Source organism: Brevundimonas sp. G8 (assembly GCF_902506205.1).
Lineage (GTDB): Bacteria > Pseudomonadota > Alphaproteobacteria > Caulobacterales > Caulobacteraceae > Brevundimonas.
Genome location: NZ_LR732816.1, coordinates 2,036,553 through 2,054,951 on the forward strand (window position 1 = coordinate 2,036,553; position 18,399 = coordinate 2,054,951).

Consider the following 18,399-nt stretch of genomic DNA (forward strand, 5'->3'; position numbering starts at 1 on the left):
CCGATGCTGCGGTGGTTTGCACGCCCCCTTGGTCCAAGCTCGGATTATCCCCGCATTTCAGCGTTCTGACAGCGGTCCCGCAGGTTTGCGGCCGTTAACCTATTGTCTGCTCAAGGAAGGTTAGAACGCTTCACAGCCTGTGAATACTTTGTTTGTTCCGTGTATGTTCCGACTGTTCGAGCGTGCTTAAGTCGTCACACGTCAAAACATGGTTAAATCTTGGCTTCGATCCCATTGAGGCCCATCTGATCCCATGCTATCCCAGCTTCATGATTTGGGGCTGAGAGGCGGGCGCGGCGGGCGTTCGCCAGGGCATCTAGGGACGGGCCGAAGGGCTCGATTGGACAGGGCGTGTTTCTCTCGACCTACGAGAAGCAGCTGGACGGCAAGCGCCGTCTCCTCATCCCCAATGATTTCCGCACGACCGAAAACGGCGCGGCCGGCGGTGTCTTCATCTTCCCCTCGATCGAAGCGGACTGCCTGGAAGCGGGCGGCGACCGCCTGTTCGCCGTCTATGCCGAGATGATCGAGGCCCTGCCGTTCGGCTCCGAAGAGCGTTCGGCGCTGGAGTGGCAGGTCATGGGCGAGCAGGTGCGCCTGGCCTATGATTCGGGCGGCCGCATCACCCTGCCCGAAGCGCTGTGCAACGAAGCGGGCCTGGACGACACCGTCGTCATCGTCGGCCTGAACGACCGGTTCCAGATCTGGTCGCGCGAGAAGTGGGCGGCCCGCCGCGCCGAACAGCGCGCCCTGGCCAAGGCCGGCATGGCCCAGATCGGCGCCCTGAAGCTGGCGGCCCAGATGAAGCTGGCGGGAGGCGGATCATGACTGACGCGCCCCACGCCCCCGTCCTGCTCGCCGAGGTGATCGAGGCCCTGGCGCCCGCGCCCGGCGATGTCGTGATCGACGCCACCTTCGGCGCCGGCGGCTATACCCGCGCCATCCTGAAGACCGGCGCCCAAGTCATTGGCCTAGATCGCGATCCGACGGTCCAGCCGCACGCCGACGCCCTCGCCGATGACTTCCCTGGTCAGTTCCAACTGATCCGCACGCCTTTCTCGGGTCTGGCCCAGGCCTTCGCCGACAGCGGCAAGGCCCATCTGGACGCCGCCGTCTTCGACATCGGCGTCTCGTCGATGCAGCTGGACCAGGCCGAGCGCGGCTTTTCCTTCATGCGCGACGGGCCGCTGGACATGCGGATGTCAGACGACGGGGCGACCGCCGCCGACATCGTCAACGGCTGGGACCACGGCCCCCTGGCCCATATCTTCAAACTGTATGGCGAAGAGCGTCAGTCGGGCCGCGTCGCCACCGCCATCCTGCGCCGCCGCGTCGAACAGCCCTTCACCCGCACCCTTGATCTGGCCGAAGTCGTCGAAAAGGCCCTGGGCGGCCGTCGCGGCGCGCCGATCCATCCGGCGACGCGGGTCTTTCAGGCCCTGCGCATCGCGGTCAACGATGAACTGGGCGAACTGGAGCGCGGTCTGGAAGCAGCCGAGGCGACCCTGGCGCCCGGCGGGCGTCTCGCCGTCGTCACCTTCCATTCGCTGGAGGACCGGATCGTCAAGGCCTTCATGACCGAGCGTACGGGCAACAGCCCCGCCGGCTCGCGTCACGCCCCCATGGCCGTCGATCCGCGCAAGCCCAGCTTCACGCTTCAGTTCAAGGGCGCGCGCGAGGCGGGCGACGAAGAGCGTTCGACCAATCCCCGCGCCCGTTCGGCCAAGCTGCGCGCCGCCGTCCGCACCGACGCCCCGGCATGGGGCAAGATTTCGGGTGGGGCCGCATGACCACGGCGCCCTTCTTCACCTATTCCCGCACCGCCCTTCAGCGCCTGTTCGACTGGAAGGTGCGCGGCGTGCGCTGGATCGAGATCATCGGCGTGGCCCTGGTCGCGATCATGATCGTGTCGGTCTATGCGGCCAAGGCGGCGGCGGCGCGCGAGAGCAGCCGCATCGCCCAGCTAGAGCAGGACATCCGCGAGAACGGCCAGCGGGTCCGCCTGCTGCGCGCCGAGGTCGCGCGCCTGGAACAACCCGCCCGCCTGGAAAGCCTGTCGCGTCAGATCGGCATGGCCCCTGTGGACGTGCATCGTCAGGCCAAGGAAGCCCAGCTGACCGAGCTGAAGCCCGTGTCGGTCCCGACCGCACCGGCGGCCGCCGTCGTCGCCCCCGCTGCGACCCCCGCCGTCGCGGACGACGCCGCCCCCGCACCGGAGACGGCGCGATGAGCGTTCAGGACCACCGCTATCACCGCCCCGCGCCCGGCGTCGATCTTCAGGGCCGGCTGTCGCCGTTCTGGCGTTGGCTGTCGGAAACCGTCTGGCGTCTGGAGCACGGCTTCGAACGCGCCCGCGCCGACGCTCGTCCGGAAGAGGACACGCGAGTCCGCATCTTCCTGATCCTGATCGTCTTTTCCTGCGTCTTCGGCGCCCTGGCCGTCGGCGCCTCGTACAAGGCCCTGTTCGCAGAGGCGAACGGGCGCGGCTCGGGCGTCAATCCGAACGCACTGGTGCGAGGCGATCTGACGGATCGCAACGGCGAACTGCTGGCCACCAACATCGTCCACTACGGCCTCTATATCGACCCGGCCCAGATCTGGGATCGCGACCTGGCCTATCGCCAGATCCGCCGCGCCCTGCCGCGCATTTCCGCCGAGCGGCTTAAGCGCTTGCTGGGCGGCGAGCGCCGGCTGATCGCCCTGACCGGCCTGACGCCTCAGGAAAAGGCCGCCGTCCACGACCTGGCCCTGGGTGGGGTGACGTTCGAACCCGAAGACCGCCGCGCCTATCCGCTGGGCACCTCGGCGGTTCACCTGATCGGCGACGCCGACACAGGCGGGCGGGGCGTGTCCGGCGCCGAACTGGCCTTCAACGACGAAATCCGTGCGGCGGGTCAGCGAGGCGAAAGCTTCCCCCTGTCCATCGACCTGCGCGTCCAGGGCGTGCTGGAAAACGAACTGGCCGCCGCCGCCATCAAGGCCCAGGCCAAGGGCGCCGTCGGCATCGTCACCGATGTCCAGACCGGCGAAGTCCTGGGCATGGCCAGCTGGCCGACCTTCAACTCGTCAAACCGCAATGCCGCGCCCGACGGCGCGACGCTGAACCGCGCCGTCTCGGGTCACTACGAGATGGGTTCGGTCTTCAAGACCTTCACCGTCGCCGCCGGTCTCGACACCGGCCGCGCCGACATGAACACCCTGTTCGACGCCTCCCAGGCCTTCCAGATCGGCGATCGCAAGATCAAGGACTTCCACGCCCAGAACCGCGTGATGACCCTGGAAGAAGTCTATCTGCACTCCTCCAACATCGGCACCTCGCAACTGGCGGTGCAGATGGGGCCGGACACGATGCGGGATTATTTCCGCCGCCTGGGCCTGCTGGACGCCTCAACCATCGAGCTGAAGGAATCGGCCAAGCCGGTCGTGCCGCGTCGCTGGGACAACTCCACCCTGGCCTCCCTGTCGTTCGGCTACGGCATCATGATCACCCCGGCCCAGATGGTTCAGGCCATGGGCGCCCTGACCAACGGCGGGCGCATGATCCCGCTGAGCCTGCGCAAGGGCGGCGCGCGCGGCGCGCAGCCCCAGCAGGTCGTCACCGAGGAAACCTCGCGCACCATCTTGGATCTGCTGCGTCGCAACGTCGTCAAGGGTTCGGGCGGTTTCGCCGACGCGCCGGGTCTGCGGGTCGGGGGCAAGACCGGCTCGGCCAACAAGCTGGTCAACGGTCGCTACGATCCCAGCCACGCCCTGGGCTCCTTCGCGGCGGTCTTCCCCGTCGATGGGCCGCTGAACGGCAAACGCTACGCCATCCTGATCGTCATGGATGAGCCGGGTGCCTATCCCAAGACCGGCGCCTATGTCGCCGCACCGGCCGTGAAGAACATCGCCGACCGCATCGCCGGCTTCCTGGGCGTCGAACGCCGCGAGGACCGCTGGCGCACGGCCTTGGGCGAAAAAGTGCCCGAGTATCAGGACGTGGCGGGGGACGGCCTGTGAGCGCCCTTCACCTGTCCGACCTGCTGCGCCGCGACGTGTCCAGCGATCCCATCATCACCGGCGTGACCGCTGACAGCCGCAAGGTCGCCCCCGGCGCCCTGTTCGTCGCCCTGCCGGGCACGGCCGCCGACGGCCGCGCCTTCATCCCGCAGGCCTTGGCGCAAGGCGCCGCGGCGGTCCTGGCCCCGACCGATACGCCGGACGGCGCCGCGCCGGTCCTGGTCACCTCGGGCGACGTGCGCCGGGCCTACGCCATCGCCGCGCGCGGCTTCTACGGAGTCCAGCCCAAGACCTGCGTCGCCGTGACCGGCACCAACGGCAAGACTTCGGTCGCCACCTTCTGCCGCCAGATCTGGGCCGGCGTGGGCCACAAGTCGGCCAGCATGGGCACCCTGGGCGTCATCGGCCAGAAGGGCGCCAAGACCTACGCCCTGACCGGCCCCGGCCTGACCAGCCCCGACGCCGCCGAGGCCGCGCGCCTGATGGCCGAGCTGGCCGCCAAGGACGTGACCCATGTCGCGCTTGAGGCCTCGTCGCACGGCATCGACCAGCGCCGGCTGGACGGGGTGGCGCTGAAGGCCGCCGCCTTCACCAACCTGACCCAGGACCACCTCGATTATCACGGCACGATGGAGGACTATCGCGCCGCCAAGATGCGCCTGTTCGAGACCCTGCTGCCGCGCGGCCGCACCGCCGTTCTGAACGCCGATTCCGATGCCTATTCCGCCTTCGCCTCGGCCTCGATCATGGCGGGCCTGGGCGTGATGGGCGTGGGCGAACGCGGGCGCGATCTGGCCCTGATCGGCCGTCGCGCGACGCCGGAGGGCCAGCGTCTGACCCTGGACGTGCGCGGCCAGGTGCATGAGATCCTGCTGCCGCTGGCCGGCGCCTTCCAGGCCTCCAACGCCCTGGTGGCGGCGGGGCTGTGCATCGCGGCCGGCGATCCCGCCGACGCCGTGATCGGCGCGCTGGAAGGCCTGACCGGCGCCCAGGGCCGCCTGCAGCGCATCGGCGCCAATGACGCCGGACGCGGCGGCGAGGTCTATGTCGACTACGCCCACACCCCCGACGGTCTGGAGACGGTGCTGAACGCCCTGCGTCCCCACGCGACCGGCCGTCTGATCGTTGTGTTCGGCGCCGGCGGCGACCGGGATCGCGGCAAGCGGCTCCTGATGGGCGCCATCGCCGGGCGTCTGGCCGACGTCGCCATCGTCACCGACGACAATCCGCGTTCGGAAGATCCCGCCGCCATCCGCGCCCAGGTTCGCGCCGGATGTCCCGACGCCATCGAGATCGGCGACCGTCGCGCGGCCATCGAGGCCGCCGTCGAAATGATGCGCGACGGGGATGTGGTGGTCATCGCCGGAAAAGGGCATGAACAGGGTCAGATCGTCGCGGGCGTGACCCACCCCTTCGACGACGCCACCGTCGCGTCCGAGGCCCTGTCTTTGAATGCCTGATACATCCGCCCGCCCGCTCTGGTCGGCCGCCGAAGTCGCCGCCGCCACGGGTGGCGTGCTGCATGGCGACGACCGCCCCATCACGGGCGTGACCTACAACAGTCGCGAGATCTTCCCCGGCGACCTTTTCCTGGCGCTGAAGGGCGCACGCGACGGGCATGAGTTCGCCTCCGCCGCCTTCGCCGCCGGCGCCGCGACCGCTCTGGTCGACCACCCGGTCGAGGGCGGCGCCTGTGTCGTCGTCCCCGATACCCTGCACGGCCTGGAAGCCCTGGGCGTCGCCGCCCGCGAGCGCGCGCCCCATGTGAAGCGCGGCGCCGTCACCGGCAGCGTCGGCAAGACCAGCGTCACTCAAGCCATCAAGGCCGGCCTCGACCTCGCCGGACCCGCCCACGGCTCGATCAAGAGCTACAATAACCATATCGGCGTGCCCCTGACCCTGGCCCGGATGCCGGTCGAGACCCAGCGCGCCGTGTTCGAGATCGGCATGAATGCGCCGGGCGAGATCGCGCCCCTGTCACGCTTCGTCGCCCCCCACGCCGCCTGCGTCACCACTGTCGGCCCGGTCCATATCGAGGCCTTCGCCGACGGCGAGGCCGGCGTCGCGCGCGAGAAGGCGTCAATCTTCCAGGGCCTGGTCCCCGGCGGCGCAGCCGTGGCGAACGGCGACGCCGCCTTCTTCGGCGTGCTGCGCGATTCGGCTCAGGCCGTCGGCGCCCGCCTGCTGACCTTTGGCTCGGACGCCGGCCATGACGCACGCCTGCTGGATTTCCGCGCGGACGCCGAGGGCGCCTCCGTCGCCGCCGAACTGTTCGGGCGGCGCATCGACTACCGTCTGGCCCAGTCCGGCGCCCACTGGGGCCTGAACAGCCTGTGCGTCCTCTTGATGCTCGACGCGCTGGACGTGTCGCTGGATACGGGCTTGCAAGCTCTTGCCGGGTTCCAGCCGCTGGCGGGACGTGGCCAGACGCGCACCGTCACCCTGGCCGGCGGCGACTTCACCCTGATCGACGAAAGCTACAACGCCAATCCTCTGTCCATGGCCGCCGGGTTCAAGACCCTGGGCGCGCGCAGCGTCTCGGGCCGCCGCGTGGTGGTGCTGACCGACATGCTGGAACTGGGCGACCAGAGCCGCGACCTGCACGAAGGCCTGGCCGGCCCCATCGACGCCGCCGGGCTGGACCTGGTCCACGCCGCCGGTCCCGAGATGCGCTGGCTCTACGACGCCCTGCCGGCCTCGCGACGCGGCGTCTGGCGCGCGACGGCGTCGGAACTGGCGACCGAGGCGGCGCTTCTGGTCGCGCCTGGCGACGTCGTCATGGTCAAGGGCTCTAACGGGTCCAAGGCGTCGCTGGTGGCGAAAGCCCTGGCCGATCTTCAAGGCCGCGACACGCCGCCCGCGACGCGATAGGGAACGAGAATGTTCTACCTTCTGTATCTCTATTACGCCGACGTGGCGCACCAGTATCCGCTGCTGAACCTGGTCCAGTACCAGACGGTGCGCGTCGCCCTGGCCATGGCCACGGCCATGATCGTCGCCGTCGCCATGGGCAGCCGCTTCATCAACTGGATCCGCACCAAACAGGGCCGGGGCCAGCCGATCCGCGACGACGGCCCCGTTTCGCACCTGTCCAAGGTCGGCACCCCCACCATGGGCGGGCTGATGATCCTCGCCGGCATCGGCGTGGCGGTCTTCCTGTGGGGCGACCTGACCAATCCCTACATCTGGATCGTCAGTTTCGTGACGGCGGCCTTCGGCGTGCTGGGCTTCATCGACGACTACGCCAAGGTGACCAAACAGACCTCGGCCGGCCTGACCTCGAAGCAGAAGCTGCTGGCCCAGACGGTCGTGGCCGTCGTCGCCGGCGTCCTGACTGTGCTGTGGATGACCGTGTCGCCGACCTCGCCGGGGCTTGAGACCTCGATCGCGTTTCCGTTCTTCAAGGCCGTGCTGCTGAACATCGGCTGGTTCTATGTGGCGTTCGCGGCCTTCACCATCGTCGGCTTCTCCAATGCGGTGAACCTGACCGACGGTCTGGACGGCCTGGCCACCGTGCCGGTGATGATGGCGGCGGGCGCGTTCGGGGTCATCTCCTACCTCGCCGGCAACTTCGTCTTCGCCCAGTATCTTCAGGTCCACCACGTCCCCGGCGCGGGCGAACTGGCCATCTTCTGCGCGGCCATGATCGGCGGCGGCGCGGGCTTCCTCTGGTACAACGCCCCTCCGGCCAAGATCTTCATGGGCGACACCGGTTCGCTGGCCCTGGGCGGCGCCCTGGGCGCCATCGCCGTCACGACCAAGCACGAGCTGGTCCTGGGCATCGTCGGCGGCCTGTTCGTCGCCGAGGCCGCTTCGGTCATGATCCAGGTCGGCTATTACAAGCTGACCAAGAAACGCATCTTCCTGATGGCGCCGGTCCACCACCATTTCGAGAAGATGGGCTGGCCGGAGTCCACCGTCGTCATCCGCTTCTGGATCATCGCCGGCGCCCTGGCCCTGCTGGGCCTGTCCACGCTGAAGCTGCGTTGATCCGATGATCCCCGTTCCCGGCTATGAGGGCAGGCGGGTCGCAGTCTTCGGCCTGGGACGGTCGGGGATCACGGCCGCGCGCGCACTCCAGGCCGGTGGCGCCATCCCCATCCTGTGGGACGACGGCGTCTCGGGCCGGATGCAGGCCGAGGTCGAAGGCTTCGCGGTCGAGGATCTGACCACGGCCGACTGGTCGGGCTTCGCCGCCCTGGTCCTGTCGCCCGGCGCACCCCTGATCCATCCCAAACCGCACTGGAGCGTCGATAAGGCGCGCGAGGCCGGCGTGCCCGTCATCGGCGACATCGAACTGTTCGCCCGCGCCCTGGCCGCCCTGCCGAAAGAGCAGCGCCCCCGCGTCGTCGCGATCACCGGCACCAACGGCAAGTCCACCACCACCGCCCTGATCGGCTGGGTGCTGAAATCGGCGGGTCTGACGGTCCATGTCGGCGGCAACATCGGCATCGGCGTCCTGGCCCTGCCGGCGCAGACGCCCGACGCCGTCTATGTGATCGAGGTCTCCAGCTACCAGCTGGACCTGACCACCACCTTCGCCCCCGATGTCGCCATCCTGACCAACATCTCGCCCGACCACCTGGACCGCCACGGCGGCATGGAGGGCTATGTCGCGGCCAAGGCGCGGATCTTCGCGGCCCAGGGACCGGACGCGGTGGCCCTGGTCGGCGTGGATGAAAGCTGGGGGCAGGGGATTGCATCACAACTGTCCCAGCGTGTGATCACCATCTCCACCAATCCTTCTCCCCCGAGGGGAGAAGGCTATGTCGCGCAGCCCGGCGTTATTCTGAAAGACGGCGAATCGATCGCCGACCTCGCCGCCGCCCGCTCGCTGCCCGGCCGTCACAACGCCCAGAACGCCGCCTTCGCCTATGCGACCGCCCGCGCCCTGGGCATATCCCATGACGCCGCCGTCGCCGGCCTGCTGTCCTTCCCCGGCCTGGCCCACCGCTTGGAGGCAGTCGGCCGCCTCGGCTCGGTCCGCTTCATCAACGACTCCAAGGCCACCAACGCCGACGCCGCGCGTCAGGCTCTCGCTTCCTATCCCTGCGTCTTCTGGATCGCGGGCGGCGTGCCAAAGGCCGGCGGCATTGACGATCTGGCCGACCTCTTCCTCCGCGTGACCAAAGCCTATCTGATCGGAGAGGCGGCCGAGGCCTTCGCCACGACGCTGGCCGACACCCCCCACGTCATCGCCCGAACCCTGGACGACGCTGTCGCCGCAGCCGCCGCCGACGCCGCATCCGCAGGCGGCGACCAGATCGTCCTGCTATCCCCCGCCTGCGCCAGCTTCGACCAGTATCCCGACTTCGAGGCGCGGGGCGAAGCCTTCCGCGCCGCCGTCCTGGCCCTCGGGGCCGTCCCGGAAACCGCGTCATGAGCGCCCCCTACACCCCCGCCTTCTCGCGCAACGACCAGAGCCACGTCGCCCAGTGGTTCTGGACCGTGGATCGCGGCCTGCTGGGCGCGGCCCTGGCGCTGATGGGTCTTGGCGTGGCGCTCAGCTTCGCCTCCAGCCCTGCCGCCATCTTGGCCGACGAATCGATCACCGACCCCTTCCACTATTCCTGGCGGATGATGGTCTTCTCGGGCCTGGGCCTCAGCCTGATGCTGACCAGCTCCCTGCTGTCGCCGCGCGGGGTGCGCCGCATCGCCGTCCTGGCCCTGTTCGGCGCCATCCTGGTGATGATGGCCCTGCCGTTCATCGGCGACACGGTGAAGGGCGCCGCCCGCTGGGTGAACTTCGGCCCGTTCAGCCTGCAACCGTCCGAGTTCGCCAAGCCCGGCCTGATCGTCTTCGCCGCCTGGATGTTCGCCGAGGCGCAGAAAGGGCAGGGGGTGCCCGGCGTCACCATAGCGTTTGGGTTCTACGCCCTGACGGTGTCGCTCTTGCTGATCCAGCCCGACATCGGCCAGACCCTGCTGATCACCACCACCTTCATGGCCGTCTTCTTCATGGCGGGCGTGCCGTTCAAATGGATGGCGGTCCTGGCCAGCGCGGGCATGGCGGGGCTGGTGTCGCTGTATTTCGTCTTCGGCCACATGCGCGACCGCCTCAGCCGCTTCTTCTCGCCCGAGACCACCGACACCCATCAGATCGATAGCGCATCCGAGGCCATCCGCGCCGGTGGCTTGCTGGGCCGGGGCATCGGCGAGGGCGTTATGAAACGCCGCGTCCCCGACCTGCACACCGACTTCATCTATTCCGTCGGCGCCGAGGAGTTCGGCCTGATCCTCAGCCTGATCATGATCGGCCTCTACGCCTTCATCGTCATCCGGGGCATGCGCCGGGCGATGAAGCTGACCGACCCGTTCGAGCAGACGGCGGCGGCGGGCCTGTTCATGCTGATCGGGCTTCAGGCCTGCATCAATGTGGCGGTGAACCTGAACCTGATCCCGACCAAGGGCATGACCCTGCCCTTCATCAGCTACGGCGGCTCGTCCATGCTGGCCATGGGCCTGACCATGGGCTTCGCCCTGGCCCTCACCCGCCGCCGCCCTGGCGCCTACGAACCGGGCGCCAGCCTGCCGGGAAGACGGCGGCGGTTGCTGTAGTTCACTAGAATTCCGTCATCCTAGGCCTTGTGCCTAGGATCCATAGACTCCGCTTCGCCCGCTCGGACTCTTTCGGTCGATACCGGGCGTATGGATCCTCGCCACAAGGGCGAGGATGACGAGAAGGTTAGTCAGCATAGGGTGGAAGAAAAAAGAGCGCGTTTTCAACGTTATATGTATTTTTCGGGGCAATCGACCTACCACACCCCAAAACCGTGCGATCCTGTCGCCGACCCATCCTCGACCCCACTCGCCCACCGCCGATTTCAGACGAATTTCACTATTCAGACGGTGTTTTTCACGCCTCCACCGTCTGAACTTCAGACGTTTCAGACTATTCAGACCCTCTTTTTTCGGAGCCGCCCCATGACCAAGCTCTGCGTCGTCGCCGCTGGCGGCACCGGCGGCCATATGTTCCCGGCGGAGGCCCTGGCGCGCGAGATGGCGGCGCGCGGCTGGCGGGTGGTGCTGGCGACTGATCATAGGGGCGAGCAATACGCACACGCCTTCCCCGCCGAGGAACGGCTGGCGCTGGACGCGGCCACCGGCTCCGGCCCGCTGGGCCTGATCAAGGCGGGCGTCGCCATCTTCAAGGGCGTGGTCCAGGCGCGCACGGCCTTCGACCGGCTGGGTGCCGACGTAGTGGTGGGCTTCGGCGGCTATCCGTCCGCCCCGGCCCTGGTCGCGGCCGTCACGTCCCAGCGCCCGACCGTCATCCACGAACAGAACGCGGTCCTGGGTCGCACCAACCGCATCTTGGCCCCCTACGTCGGCCAGGTCGCCTCGTCCTTTCCGACGCTGGAGCGGGCGCCGGCCAAGGTCCAGGGCCGCTCCCATGTCGTCGGCTCGCCGGTGCGCGCCGAAATCCGCGCCCTGTTCGACCGCCCCTATATCGCCCCTGCCGACAACGGCCCCGTCCATGTGCTGGTGACCGGCGGTAGTCAGGGCGCCCGCATCCTGTCCGAGACCACGCCCCGCGCCTTGGCCGCATTACCCGAGGCCCTGCGCCGTCGCCTGAAGGTGCAGCAGCAGTCACGGCCCGAGACGCTGGAGGCCGCCCGCCAGATCTATCTGGAAGCCGGGATCGAGGCCGAGGTCGCCCCCTTCTTCCGCGACATGGCCGAGCGGCTGTCCAGGGCGCATCTGGTGGTGGGGCGTTCCGGCGCCTCGACCTGCGCCGAGCTGGCGGTGGCGGCCCTGCCGTCCGTCCTGATCCCGCTGAAGATCGCCACCGACGACCACCAGCGCCTGAACGCCAAGGCCCTGACCGACGCCGGCGCGGCCGAGGTCATTCTGGAAGACGACCTGACCGTCGACCGCCTGGCCTCGACCCTGGCGGCCCTCCTGTCGGACCCGACGCGCCTATCCGCCATGTCCGCCGCCGCCCGCTCCGTCGCCATCCCCGACGCGGCACAACGCCTGGCCGATCTGGTCGAGGCCACGGCGGGGCGGTGACATCTCGTCTCCTCCCCATCGCTTCGCGATAGGGAGGAGACCTCAACCCTCTCGGCCCTGACGCGTTAGGAAGCCCATGCCTCCCGAAATCATCGCCGTCACCCGCCAGATTCGCGCCCTGTGGCACCGCTTCGACTGGCTGCCCGAGTGGGCGGTCGTCGTGCTGGTCCTGCTGGTCTTCGTCGGCGGCGGCTGGCTGACGCACAAGATCGTCTTCGCCATCCTGCGCCGGGTGGTCAGGAACAAGGACGTCTTCTGGCGCGGCGTGGTCGAGCGCGCCCGGATCAAGCTGCGCGTGCTGATCATCATCATCGGCATCGGCATCGGCGTGACCGTCTCGCCCATGGATCCGGGCCCGTCCCAGGACATCCGCAACATCCTGCAGTTCCTGTTCGTCCTGACCCTGGGCTGGCTGGCGTCGGGTGTGCTCGACATGTGGTCCGTGATGCACCTGAAGCGGTACAACATCGCCGTCGAGGACAATCTGCTGGCCAGGAAGCACCTGACCCAGACCCGCATCCTGCAGCGGGTGGCCAAGGTCGTCCTGTTCATCGTCACCGTCGGTCTGGCCCTGATGACCATCGCCAGCTTCCGCCAATGGGGCGTCAGCCTGCTGGCCTCGGCCGGGGTCGTCGGCATCATCGCCGGCCTGGCGCTTCAGCCGATCCTGACCAATATGGTCGCCGGCATCCAGATCGCCCTGACCCAGCCCATCCGCCTGGACGACGCCGTCATCGTCGAGAATGAGTGGGGCAATGTCGAGGAGATCACGGCGACCTATGTGGTGGTCAAGCTGTGGGACTGGCGCCGGATGGTGCTGCCCCTGTCCTATTTCATCACCACGCCGTTCCAGAACTGGACCCGAGAGAACGCCCGCCTGATCGGCGTGGCCTTCTTCTACGTCGACTACGAGGCGCCGATCGACAGGCTGCGCACCGCCTACGAGGGTATCGTCAAGGCCTCCAAACACTGGGACGGCGACGTCCAGGTGATGCAGGTGACCGACATCACCGAACGCGTGCTTCAGGTCCGCTGCCTGGCCAGCGCCCGCTCCGCCGGCGTCGCCTTCGACCTGCGCTGCGAGATTCGCGAGAAGCTGATGGCCTTCATGCGCGACGACTGCCGCGAGGCCCTGCCGCGCGATCGCATCGAGTGGCCGCAAGGCTCGGACAAGGCCGCCGATGGGCCGATTAGTCGGCCAGACCCGCCTGTCCTCGCCTGATCGCCTCGTCCAGTGACAGGGTCTCGGCGGGCCGCTCGGCCGCGCAGGCGATGGCCAGCAGTTCCGCCGCATCCCCGCCCGGCGCGGCGGCGTATGCCGGGGCCGGGTCGGCCGTCGCCGGCCCTTCGGTCCCGTCCGCCCTCAAGGAGGAGAAGTCCAGCCGATCCGCCGTCATGGCCCGACAATCGAACGCCCAGCGCGACCAGCCCCCGACATAGACCACGTCCCCGACCTTGAATCCCGTCTCCGTCACCTGCAGCTCCCGCATCCGCGCCACATCGCCCTCGCGTTCGATGGAGGCGACATCGGCATAGATTGCGAACCGTCCCACGCCTGTGGGGACCAGTTGGGGATCGGCCCCCGTCGGCAGCAAGGCCAGCAGCAGGGCGATCATGCGACCAAGGTCTCCGCCTGATGCAGATCCACGCTGACCAGCTGGCTCATGCCGCGTTCGGGCATGGTGACGCCGTACAGTCGGTCCATCCGGCTCATGGTCACGGGGTTGTGGGTGATGACGACGAAGCGGGTGTCGGTGCGGCTGCGCATCTCGTGCAGCATGCGGCAGAAGCGGTCGACGTTGGCGTCGTCCAGCGGCGCGTCCACCTCGTCCAGCACGCAGACCGGGGCCGGGTTGGCCAGGAAGACGCCGAAGATCAGCGCCGCCGCCGTCAAGGCCTGCTCGCCGCCGCTCATCAGGCTCATGACCGACAGCCGCTTGCCGGGCGGGCAGGCGTAGATTTCCAGCCCCGCCTCCAGCGGGTCGTCGCTCTCGACAAGTTTCAGTTCGGCCTGGCCGCCGCCGAACAGGGCCTCGAACAGGCTCTTGAAGTTGGCGTTGATGACGTCGAAGGCGGCGACCAGCCGCTCGCGCCCCTCGGCGTTCAGCTCGTCGATGCCGTCGCGCAGCTTGGCGATCGCCTGGGTCAGGTCGATCCTTTCCGACTTCATGCTGTTCAGCCGGTCGCCGTATTCGACGGCCTCATCCTCGGCGCGCAGGTTGACGGCGCCCAGGGCCTCGCGTTCGCGCTCCAGCCCGTACAGCAGGCTCTCGGCGCCCGCCGCGTCGGGCGGGCGGGCGATGGCGTCGTCGGTCAGCTTGCGGCCCAGGTCGTCCGGTGACATCTGGGCCGTTTCGCGCAGAGTGGTCTCGGCCTCGGTCAGCTTCTCGGCGGCGGCCTCGGCGCGGGCGGACAGGCCGGCGCGGGCCTCGCGGGCCTGCGACGCTGCGGTCTCGGCGGCGCGCGACGCGCGGTCGGCGTCGGTCGCCTCGGTCTCGGCCACGGCCATGGCGTCGGACGACGCCTGTTTCCTCTGTTCGGCGGCGGTCAGCGTGTCCAGCAGTTTGCCACGCTGTTCGGCGAAGCCCTGGGGTGCGACCTCGGCCTGTAACAGCTGCGCGGCGGTCTTGTCCGCGTCCTTGCCCAGGGCGGCGACGCGGGCGGCGCTGTCCCTGGACCGCGTGACCCAGCCCTCGCGGGCGCGGGTCAGGCTGCCCAGTCGCTGTTCGCGGCCCTGGCGGTCGCGCGCCTCGGCGTCACGATCCGAGCGGGCGGTCTGGGCGGCGAGGCGGGCGACATCAGCGGCGGCGCGGGCGGCGGTAAGGTCGTCGCGCAGGCCCGACACGGTCTCGGACGGGGCGTCCCTGGTCTGGGCGGCGTCCAGAGCGGCCTGAGCCTCGGCCACCTCGGCCGCCAGGCGGGCCACGGTGTCGTCCAGGGCCTGGGCGCGGGCCTCGCGGCGGGCCTGGTCGCGGGCCAGAGTCTCGACGCGGTCGCGGGCGGCGGTCACGGCCTTGTCGGCGGCGAAGGGCCTGAGGCGGGCGGTCTTCACCGCCTCCTCGGCGGCGCGGAAGGCGTCTGTGGCGGCTTTCTGGGCGGTCTGGGCCTGATCCAGGGCGGGTCGGCCCTTGTCGATCTCGGCCTCCAGCTCGGCCAGCCGCGTGCGCTGGGCCAGGCGGACGGCGGCGGGGCGCGGCGCCTCGGCGCGGCTGACGAACCCGTCCCAGCGATAGAGGTCGCCCTCGGTCGTCACCAGGCGCGCGCCGGGCGGCAGGGCCTGGGCGAGCCGCGTCGCGTCGGCCTTGGGTGCGACCCCGCAAAGGGCGAGGCGCGCGGTCAGTTGATCCGGCGCTTGAACGTGGTCGGACAGGGGCGTGACGCCGGCGGGCCAAGACGGCGAGGGCGTTTCAGCCCCGCCCCAATAGGCGGCGGCGCGGGCGTCCAGCGCCGCGTCCAGATCGTCGCCCAGGGCGGCGGCGAGGGCGGCCTCATAGCCCTTGTCGGCGCGTACCTTGTCCAGAGCCGGGGGATGGTCGCGTTTGCCGGTGACCAGTAACTGGGCCAGGCCGCGCGCCTCGGTCTGGAGCCGGCCCAGCCGGTCCTCGGCGGCGCGGGCGGCGGTGCGGGCGTCTTGTTCGGTGCGGGCCAGGTCGCCGCGTGTCGCCTCGGCCGCCTCGACGGCATCGCGGGCGGCGGTCAGCTCGGCCTGGGCGGTCTCCAGCGCCTGACGGGCGGTATCCAGCTCGGGCGTCTCCAGCGGACCCAGGGCCTCGCGTTCGCGCCTGGCCTGATCGTGCTGGCCGGTGACGCGGGCCAGCCGGGTCTCGGCGTCGCGCTTGCGCGCCGTCTCGGCATTGGCGCGGGCCTCGACGGCGGCGAGCGTCCCGGCCAGACGTTCGACCTCGCCGTCGGCGGCCTTGCGGGCGTCCTCGGCGGCGGTCAGGGCCTTGTCCAGTTCGGGGCCGCGTTCGGGGGCGGCGGCGATCTCGGCCTTCAGCCGGGTCAGTTCGTGGTCCAGCCGGTCCAGTTCACGCTGGGCGTCGGCGGCCATGTTGGTTTCACGCTCGACATCGGCGGCGATGCGGGCGGCTTCGGCCTTGAGCCGGTCCACCTCGGCGCGGGCGGCCTGTTCGGCCATGTCGAGCCGGTCACGCTCCAGGCTGGCGCGGTGCAGCAGGGCCGAGGCGACGGCGTCTTCCTCGCGCGCAGGCTTCAGGGCTTCCTGAGTGGCAAGGGCGGCCGTCTGGGCGGCGGCGGATGCGGTCGTGGTGTCGGCGACGGCGCGGTCGGCGTCGCGCAACTCTTCGGCTGAGGCCTCGGCAGCCAGCCGCGCATCATTCCAGCGCACGTAGAGCAGGGCGGCCTGAAGCGCGCGGATCTCAGCGGAGATTTTCTTGTACTTCTCGGCCTGGCGGGCTTCGCGCTTCAGCCGGTTCAGCGCCGTCTCCAGCTCGCGACCGATGTCGTCCAGCCGTTCCAGATTGGTCTCGGCGGCCTTGAGCCGCAGCTCGGCCTCATGGCGGCGGGTGTGCAGGCCGGCGACGCCGCCCGCTTCTTCCAGGATGCGCCTGCGGTTCTGCGGCTTGGCGGCGATCAGCTCGCTGATCTGTCCCTGACGAACCAGGGCGGGCGAGTTGGCGCCGGTCGAGGCGTCGGCGAACAGCAGCTGGACATCCCGCGCGCGGACCTCCTTGCCGTTGATCCGATAGGTCGAGCCCTGGCCGCGGTCGATGCGGCGCGACACCTCCAGCATGGGGCTGTCGGTAAAGGGTTGGGGCGCGCGGCGTTGCGCATTGTCGATGGTCAGGCTGACTTCGGCGTGGCTGCGTGGGGGACGGCCCGCCGCGCCGGCGAAGATGACGTCGTCCATGCCCTGACCGCGCATGGCCTTGGCCGAGTTGGCCCCCATGACCCAGCGCAGGCCTTCAAGGACGTTGGACTTGCCACAGCCGTTGGGGCCGACCACGCCGGTCAGGCCGGATTCAATATGCACCTCCGCCGGGTCGACGAACGACTTGAAGCCGACGAGCCGGAGGCGCTGGAACTGCATCGTCCTGGCGGACTAAGGGCGCAGCAACGGGTCGATGGCGGCCGACAGGGCGTCCAGCGAATGATCGACGACGGCGGTCCCGTTGACGAAAAAGCTGGGCGTGCCGGTGACGCCGGCCGCGCGCGCGCCCTCGATCTGGGCGTCCAGGGCCGCGCGGATGGTCGGGCCTTCGAGGCAGGTCTCGATCTGCTCGCGCGTCTTGCCGCTGGCGGCGATGCCGGCCGCGAACCAGGGCTGAGGCCCCGTGGTCTGCAGATTGGCCTGATCGCGCATGAAGACGGCCGCCACCTCGAAATAGCGCTCTGGCGCAGCGCACAGGGCCACTGCGGCAGCGGCTGCGGCGACATTGGCCGGCTGGGTCGGCAGGTTGCGGTGCACCAGCCGGACCTTGCCCGTGTCGATGTATTTGGCCTTGAAGGCCGGCAGCACGGTGTTGTGGAAGTCCGCGCAGTGCGAGCAGGTGAAGGACGCGTATTCGATCACCGTCACCGGCGCGTCCGCGCGACCCAGGACATGGTCCTGGGCCGTGACGGGCGGGGGCGCATCGGCGGCGAACGCAGGCGCAGCTAGACCTGTGGTCATGGCGGCGACGGCGAACGAAACGGCGAGGAGGGCGCGTCGCATCATCTTACTTGGCCAGAGCCGCGTCGATGGCGGTGGACAGGTCGGCCAGGCTGGCGCCCTCGCCGCCGGGCGAGATGACCTGGGTGTCGTTGACGTAGAAGGCCGGGGTGCCGGTCACGCCCTGGGTGCGGGCGGCCTGGACGCGCTTCTCCATGGCGGCGACGGCGTCCTTGTCGGTGACGCAGTCGTTGAACTGCTGCTCTGACATGCCGGCCGCCTGGGCGGTGCGCAGCAGCCACTCGCGCGGCGAGGACGTCAGCATCTCCTGCTGGGTGGCCATCAACTGGTGGACGACGTCGAAATACTTGTCCGGACCGGCGCAGCGCGCGATCAGGAAGCCGGCGGTGGCGGCGTCGACCGGCGGGGTCGGCAGTTCGCGGAAGATGTAGCGGACCTTGTTGGTGTCCACGTATTTGGCCTTGAACGCCGGCCAGGTGTTCTTCTGCCACAGGGCGCAATGGGGGCAGGTGACCGAGGCGTATTCGACCACGGTGACCTTGGCTCCTTCCGGCGCGCCCAGGCCCATGTCGCCCTCGGCCGCACCCTTGGATCCACCGCCGCACGCGGCCAGAGCCATGGTCGCCAGGGCGGCGCCGGTGATGGCCGCACGACGGCTCATGCGGACGAAGCGGGATTCAGTGTCGGCCATGGGACTTCCTTGATCGGATCGTTGGCGAATGGTGGCGCGATTCCCCCGGAACGGCGCAACCCCA

Annotated in this window: 15 protein-coding genes; 11 read left to right on the forward strand and 4 right to left on the reverse strand. The window is 69.4% G+C overall.

The window, feature by feature from the left end; all coding sequences use genetic code 11:
• Positions 1 to 351 precede the first annotated feature (351 nt).
• The 11 genes from CHRYSEO8AT_RS09980 to CHRYSEO8AT_RS10030 all read left to right on the forward strand — a co-directional run bounded on the left by CHRYSEO8AT_RS09980 (position 352) and on the right by CHRYSEO8AT_RS10030 (position 13,234).
• Entirely contained in the window at positions 352 to 828 is a 477-nt protein-coding gene (locus CHRYSEO8AT_RS09980) for a division/cell wall cluster transcriptional repressor MraZ (protein ID WP_159849624.1), read from the forward strand.
• The gene (rsmH, locus tag CHRYSEO8AT_RS09985) at positions 825 to 1,790 is read left to right on the forward strand and encodes a 16S rRNA (cytosine(1402)-N(4))-methyltransferase RsmH (protein ID WP_159849626.1); all 966 of its coding nucleotides are present in this window, start codon (positions 825 to 827) and stop codon (positions 1,788 to 1,790) included. Before CHRYSEO8AT_RS09980 ends, rsmH begins: the two co-directional genes overlap by 4 nt.
• Positions 1,787 to 2,230: a cell division protein gene (locus tag CHRYSEO8AT_RS09990; protein ID WP_159849628.1), complete on the forward strand. Its 444-nt coding sequence runs from the start codon at positions 1,787 to 1,789 to the stop codon at positions 2,228 to 2,230. Before rsmH ends, CHRYSEO8AT_RS09990 begins: the two co-directional genes overlap by 4 nt.
• Complete coding sequence (locus CHRYSEO8AT_RS09995; protein ID WP_159849630.1) at positions 2,227 to 3,999, forward strand: penicillin-binding protein 2; 1,773 nt, start codon at positions 2,227 to 2,229, stop codon at positions 3,997 to 3,999. Before CHRYSEO8AT_RS09990 ends, CHRYSEO8AT_RS09995 begins: the two co-directional genes overlap by 4 nt.
• Entirely contained in the window at positions 3,996 to 5,459 is a 1,464-nt protein-coding gene (locus CHRYSEO8AT_RS10000; protein WP_159849632.1) for a UDP-N-acetylmuramoyl-L-alanyl-D-glutamate--2,6-diaminopimelate ligase, read from the forward strand. The genes CHRYSEO8AT_RS09995 and CHRYSEO8AT_RS10000 overlap by 4 nt, the downstream gene beginning before the upstream one ends.
• The gene (gene murF, locus CHRYSEO8AT_RS10005) at positions 5,452 to 6,870 is read left to right on the forward strand and encodes a UDP-N-acetylmuramoyl-tripeptide--D-alanyl-D-alanine ligase (RefSeq protein ID WP_159849634.1); all 1,419 of its coding nucleotides are present in this window, start codon (positions 5,452 to 5,454) and stop codon (positions 6,868 to 6,870) included. Before CHRYSEO8AT_RS10000 ends, murF begins: the two co-directional genes overlap by 8 nt.
• Before the next feature lie 9 nt (positions 6,871 to 6,879).
• Positions 6,880 to 7,989, forward strand: coding sequence for a phospho-N-acetylmuramoyl-pentapeptide-transferase (mraY, locus tag CHRYSEO8AT_RS10010; RefSeq protein ID WP_159849636.1), 1,110 nt, complete (start codon positions 6,880 to 6,882; stop codon positions 7,987 to 7,989).
• A 4-nt stretch (positions 7,990 to 7,993) separates the two neighbouring features.
• Complete coding sequence (gene murD / locus CHRYSEO8AT_RS10015; RefSeq protein WP_159849638.1) at positions 7,994 to 9,382, forward strand: UDP-N-acetylmuramoyl-L-alanine--D-glutamate ligase; 1,389 nt, start codon at positions 7,994 to 7,996, stop codon at positions 9,380 to 9,382.
• Complete coding sequence (locus CHRYSEO8AT_RS10020; RefSeq protein WP_135194971.1) at positions 9,379 to 10,557, forward strand: putative peptidoglycan glycosyltransferase FtsW; 1,179 nt, start codon at positions 9,379 to 9,381, stop codon at positions 10,555 to 10,557. Before murD ends, CHRYSEO8AT_RS10020 begins: the two co-directional genes overlap by 4 nt.
• A 366-nt stretch (positions 10,558 to 10,923) precedes the next feature.
• Complete coding sequence (murG, locus tag CHRYSEO8AT_RS10025; protein WP_159849640.1) at positions 10,924 to 12,012, forward strand: undecaprenyldiphospho-muramoylpentapeptide beta-N-acetylglucosaminyltransferase; 1,089 nt, start codon at positions 10,924 to 10,926, stop codon at positions 12,010 to 12,012.
• A gap of 76 nt (positions 12,013 to 12,088) precedes the next feature.
• Positions 12,089 to 13,234, forward strand: coding sequence for a mechanosensitive ion channel family protein (locus CHRYSEO8AT_RS10030; RefSeq protein ID WP_159849642.1), 1,146 nt, complete (start codon positions 12,089 to 12,091; stop codon positions 13,232 to 13,234).
• Here the strand turns inward: CHRYSEO8AT_RS10030 and CHRYSEO8AT_RS10035 are convergent.
• Genes CHRYSEO8AT_RS10035 through CHRYSEO8AT_RS10050 form a run of 4 tightly spaced genes read right to left on the reverse strand, consistent with a single transcriptional unit; the run spans position 13,203 to position 18,335 of the window.
• Entirely contained in the window at positions 13,203 to 13,628 is a 426-nt protein-coding gene (locus CHRYSEO8AT_RS10035) for a surface-adhesin E family protein (RefSeq protein WP_159849644.1), read from the reverse strand. The two genes, CHRYSEO8AT_RS10030 and CHRYSEO8AT_RS10035, sit on opposite strands and share 32 nt — an antisense overlap.
• Positions 13,625 to 17,062 carry a chromosome segregation protein SMC gene (smc, locus tag CHRYSEO8AT_RS10040; RefSeq protein WP_159849646.1) on the reverse strand — a complete coding sequence of 1,146 codons (3,438 nt, stop codon included), beginning with the start codon at positions 17,060 to 17,062 and terminating at the stop codon, positions 13,625 to 13,627. Before smc ends, CHRYSEO8AT_RS10035 begins: the two co-directional genes overlap by 4 nt.
• Positions 17,063 to 17,074: 12 nt before the next feature.
• Entirely contained in the window at positions 17,075 to 17,686 is a 612-nt protein-coding gene (locus CHRYSEO8AT_RS10045; RefSeq protein ID WP_236547500.1) for a thioredoxin domain-containing protein, read from the reverse strand.
• 4 nt (positions 17,687 to 17,690) lie between these two features.
• On the reverse strand, positions 17,691 to 18,335 hold the full coding sequence (locus tag CHRYSEO8AT_RS10050; protein ID WP_159849650.1) for a DsbA family protein: 645 nt from the start codon (positions 18,333 to 18,335) through the stop codon (positions 17,691 to 17,693).
• Positions 18,336 to 18,399: the final 64 nt, after the last annotated feature.

Coding starts and splice junctions, on each gene's coding strand:
- rsmH (WP_159849626.1), top strand. CDS start 825: ATGACTGACGCGCCCCACGCCCCCGTCCTGCTCGCCGAGGTGATCGAG.
- CHRYSEO8AT_RS09990 (WP_159849628.1), top strand. CDS start 1,787: ATGACCACGGCGCCCTTCTTCACCTATTCCCGCACCGCCCTTCAGCGC.
- CHRYSEO8AT_RS09995 (WP_159849630.1), top strand. CDS start 2,227: ATGAGCGTTCAGGACCACCGCTATCACCGCCCCGCGCCCGGCGTCGAT.
- murF (WP_159849634.1), top strand. CDS start 5,452: ATGCCTGATACATCCGCCCGCCCGCTCTGGTCGGCCGCCGAAGTCGCC.
- mraY (WP_159849636.1), top strand. CDS start 6,880: ATGTTCTACCTTCTGTATCTCTATTACGCCGACGTGGCGCACCAGTAT.
- murD (WP_159849638.1), top strand. CDS start 7,994: ATGATCCCCGTTCCCGGCTATGAGGGCAGGCGGGTCGCAGTCTTCGGC.
- CHRYSEO8AT_RS10020 (WP_135194971.1), top strand. CDS start 9,379: ATGAGCGCCCCCTACACCCCCGCCTTCTCGCGCAACGACCAGAGCCAC.
- murG (WP_159849640.1), top strand. CDS start 10,924: ATGACCAAGCTCTGCGTCGTCGCCGCTGGCGGCACCGGCGGCCATATG.
- CHRYSEO8AT_RS10030 (WP_159849642.1), top strand. CDS start 12,089: ATGCCTCCCGAAATCATCGCCGTCACCCGCCAGATTCGCGCCCTGTGG.
- CHRYSEO8AT_RS10035 (WP_159849644.1), bottom strand. CDS start 13,628: ATGATCGCCCTGCTGCTGGCCTTGCTGCCGACGGGGGCCGATCCCCAA.
- smc (WP_159849646.1), bottom strand. CDS start 17,062: ATGCAGTTCCAGCGCCTCCGGCTCGTCGGCTTCAAGTCGTTCGTCGAC.
- CHRYSEO8AT_RS10045 (WP_236547500.1), bottom strand. CDS start 17,686: ATGCGACGCGCCCTCCTCGCCGTTTCGTTCGCCGTCGCCGCCATGACC.
- CHRYSEO8AT_RS10050 (WP_159849650.1), bottom strand. CDS start 18,335: ATGGCCGACACTGAATCCCGCTTCGTCCGCATGAGCCGTCGTGCGGCC.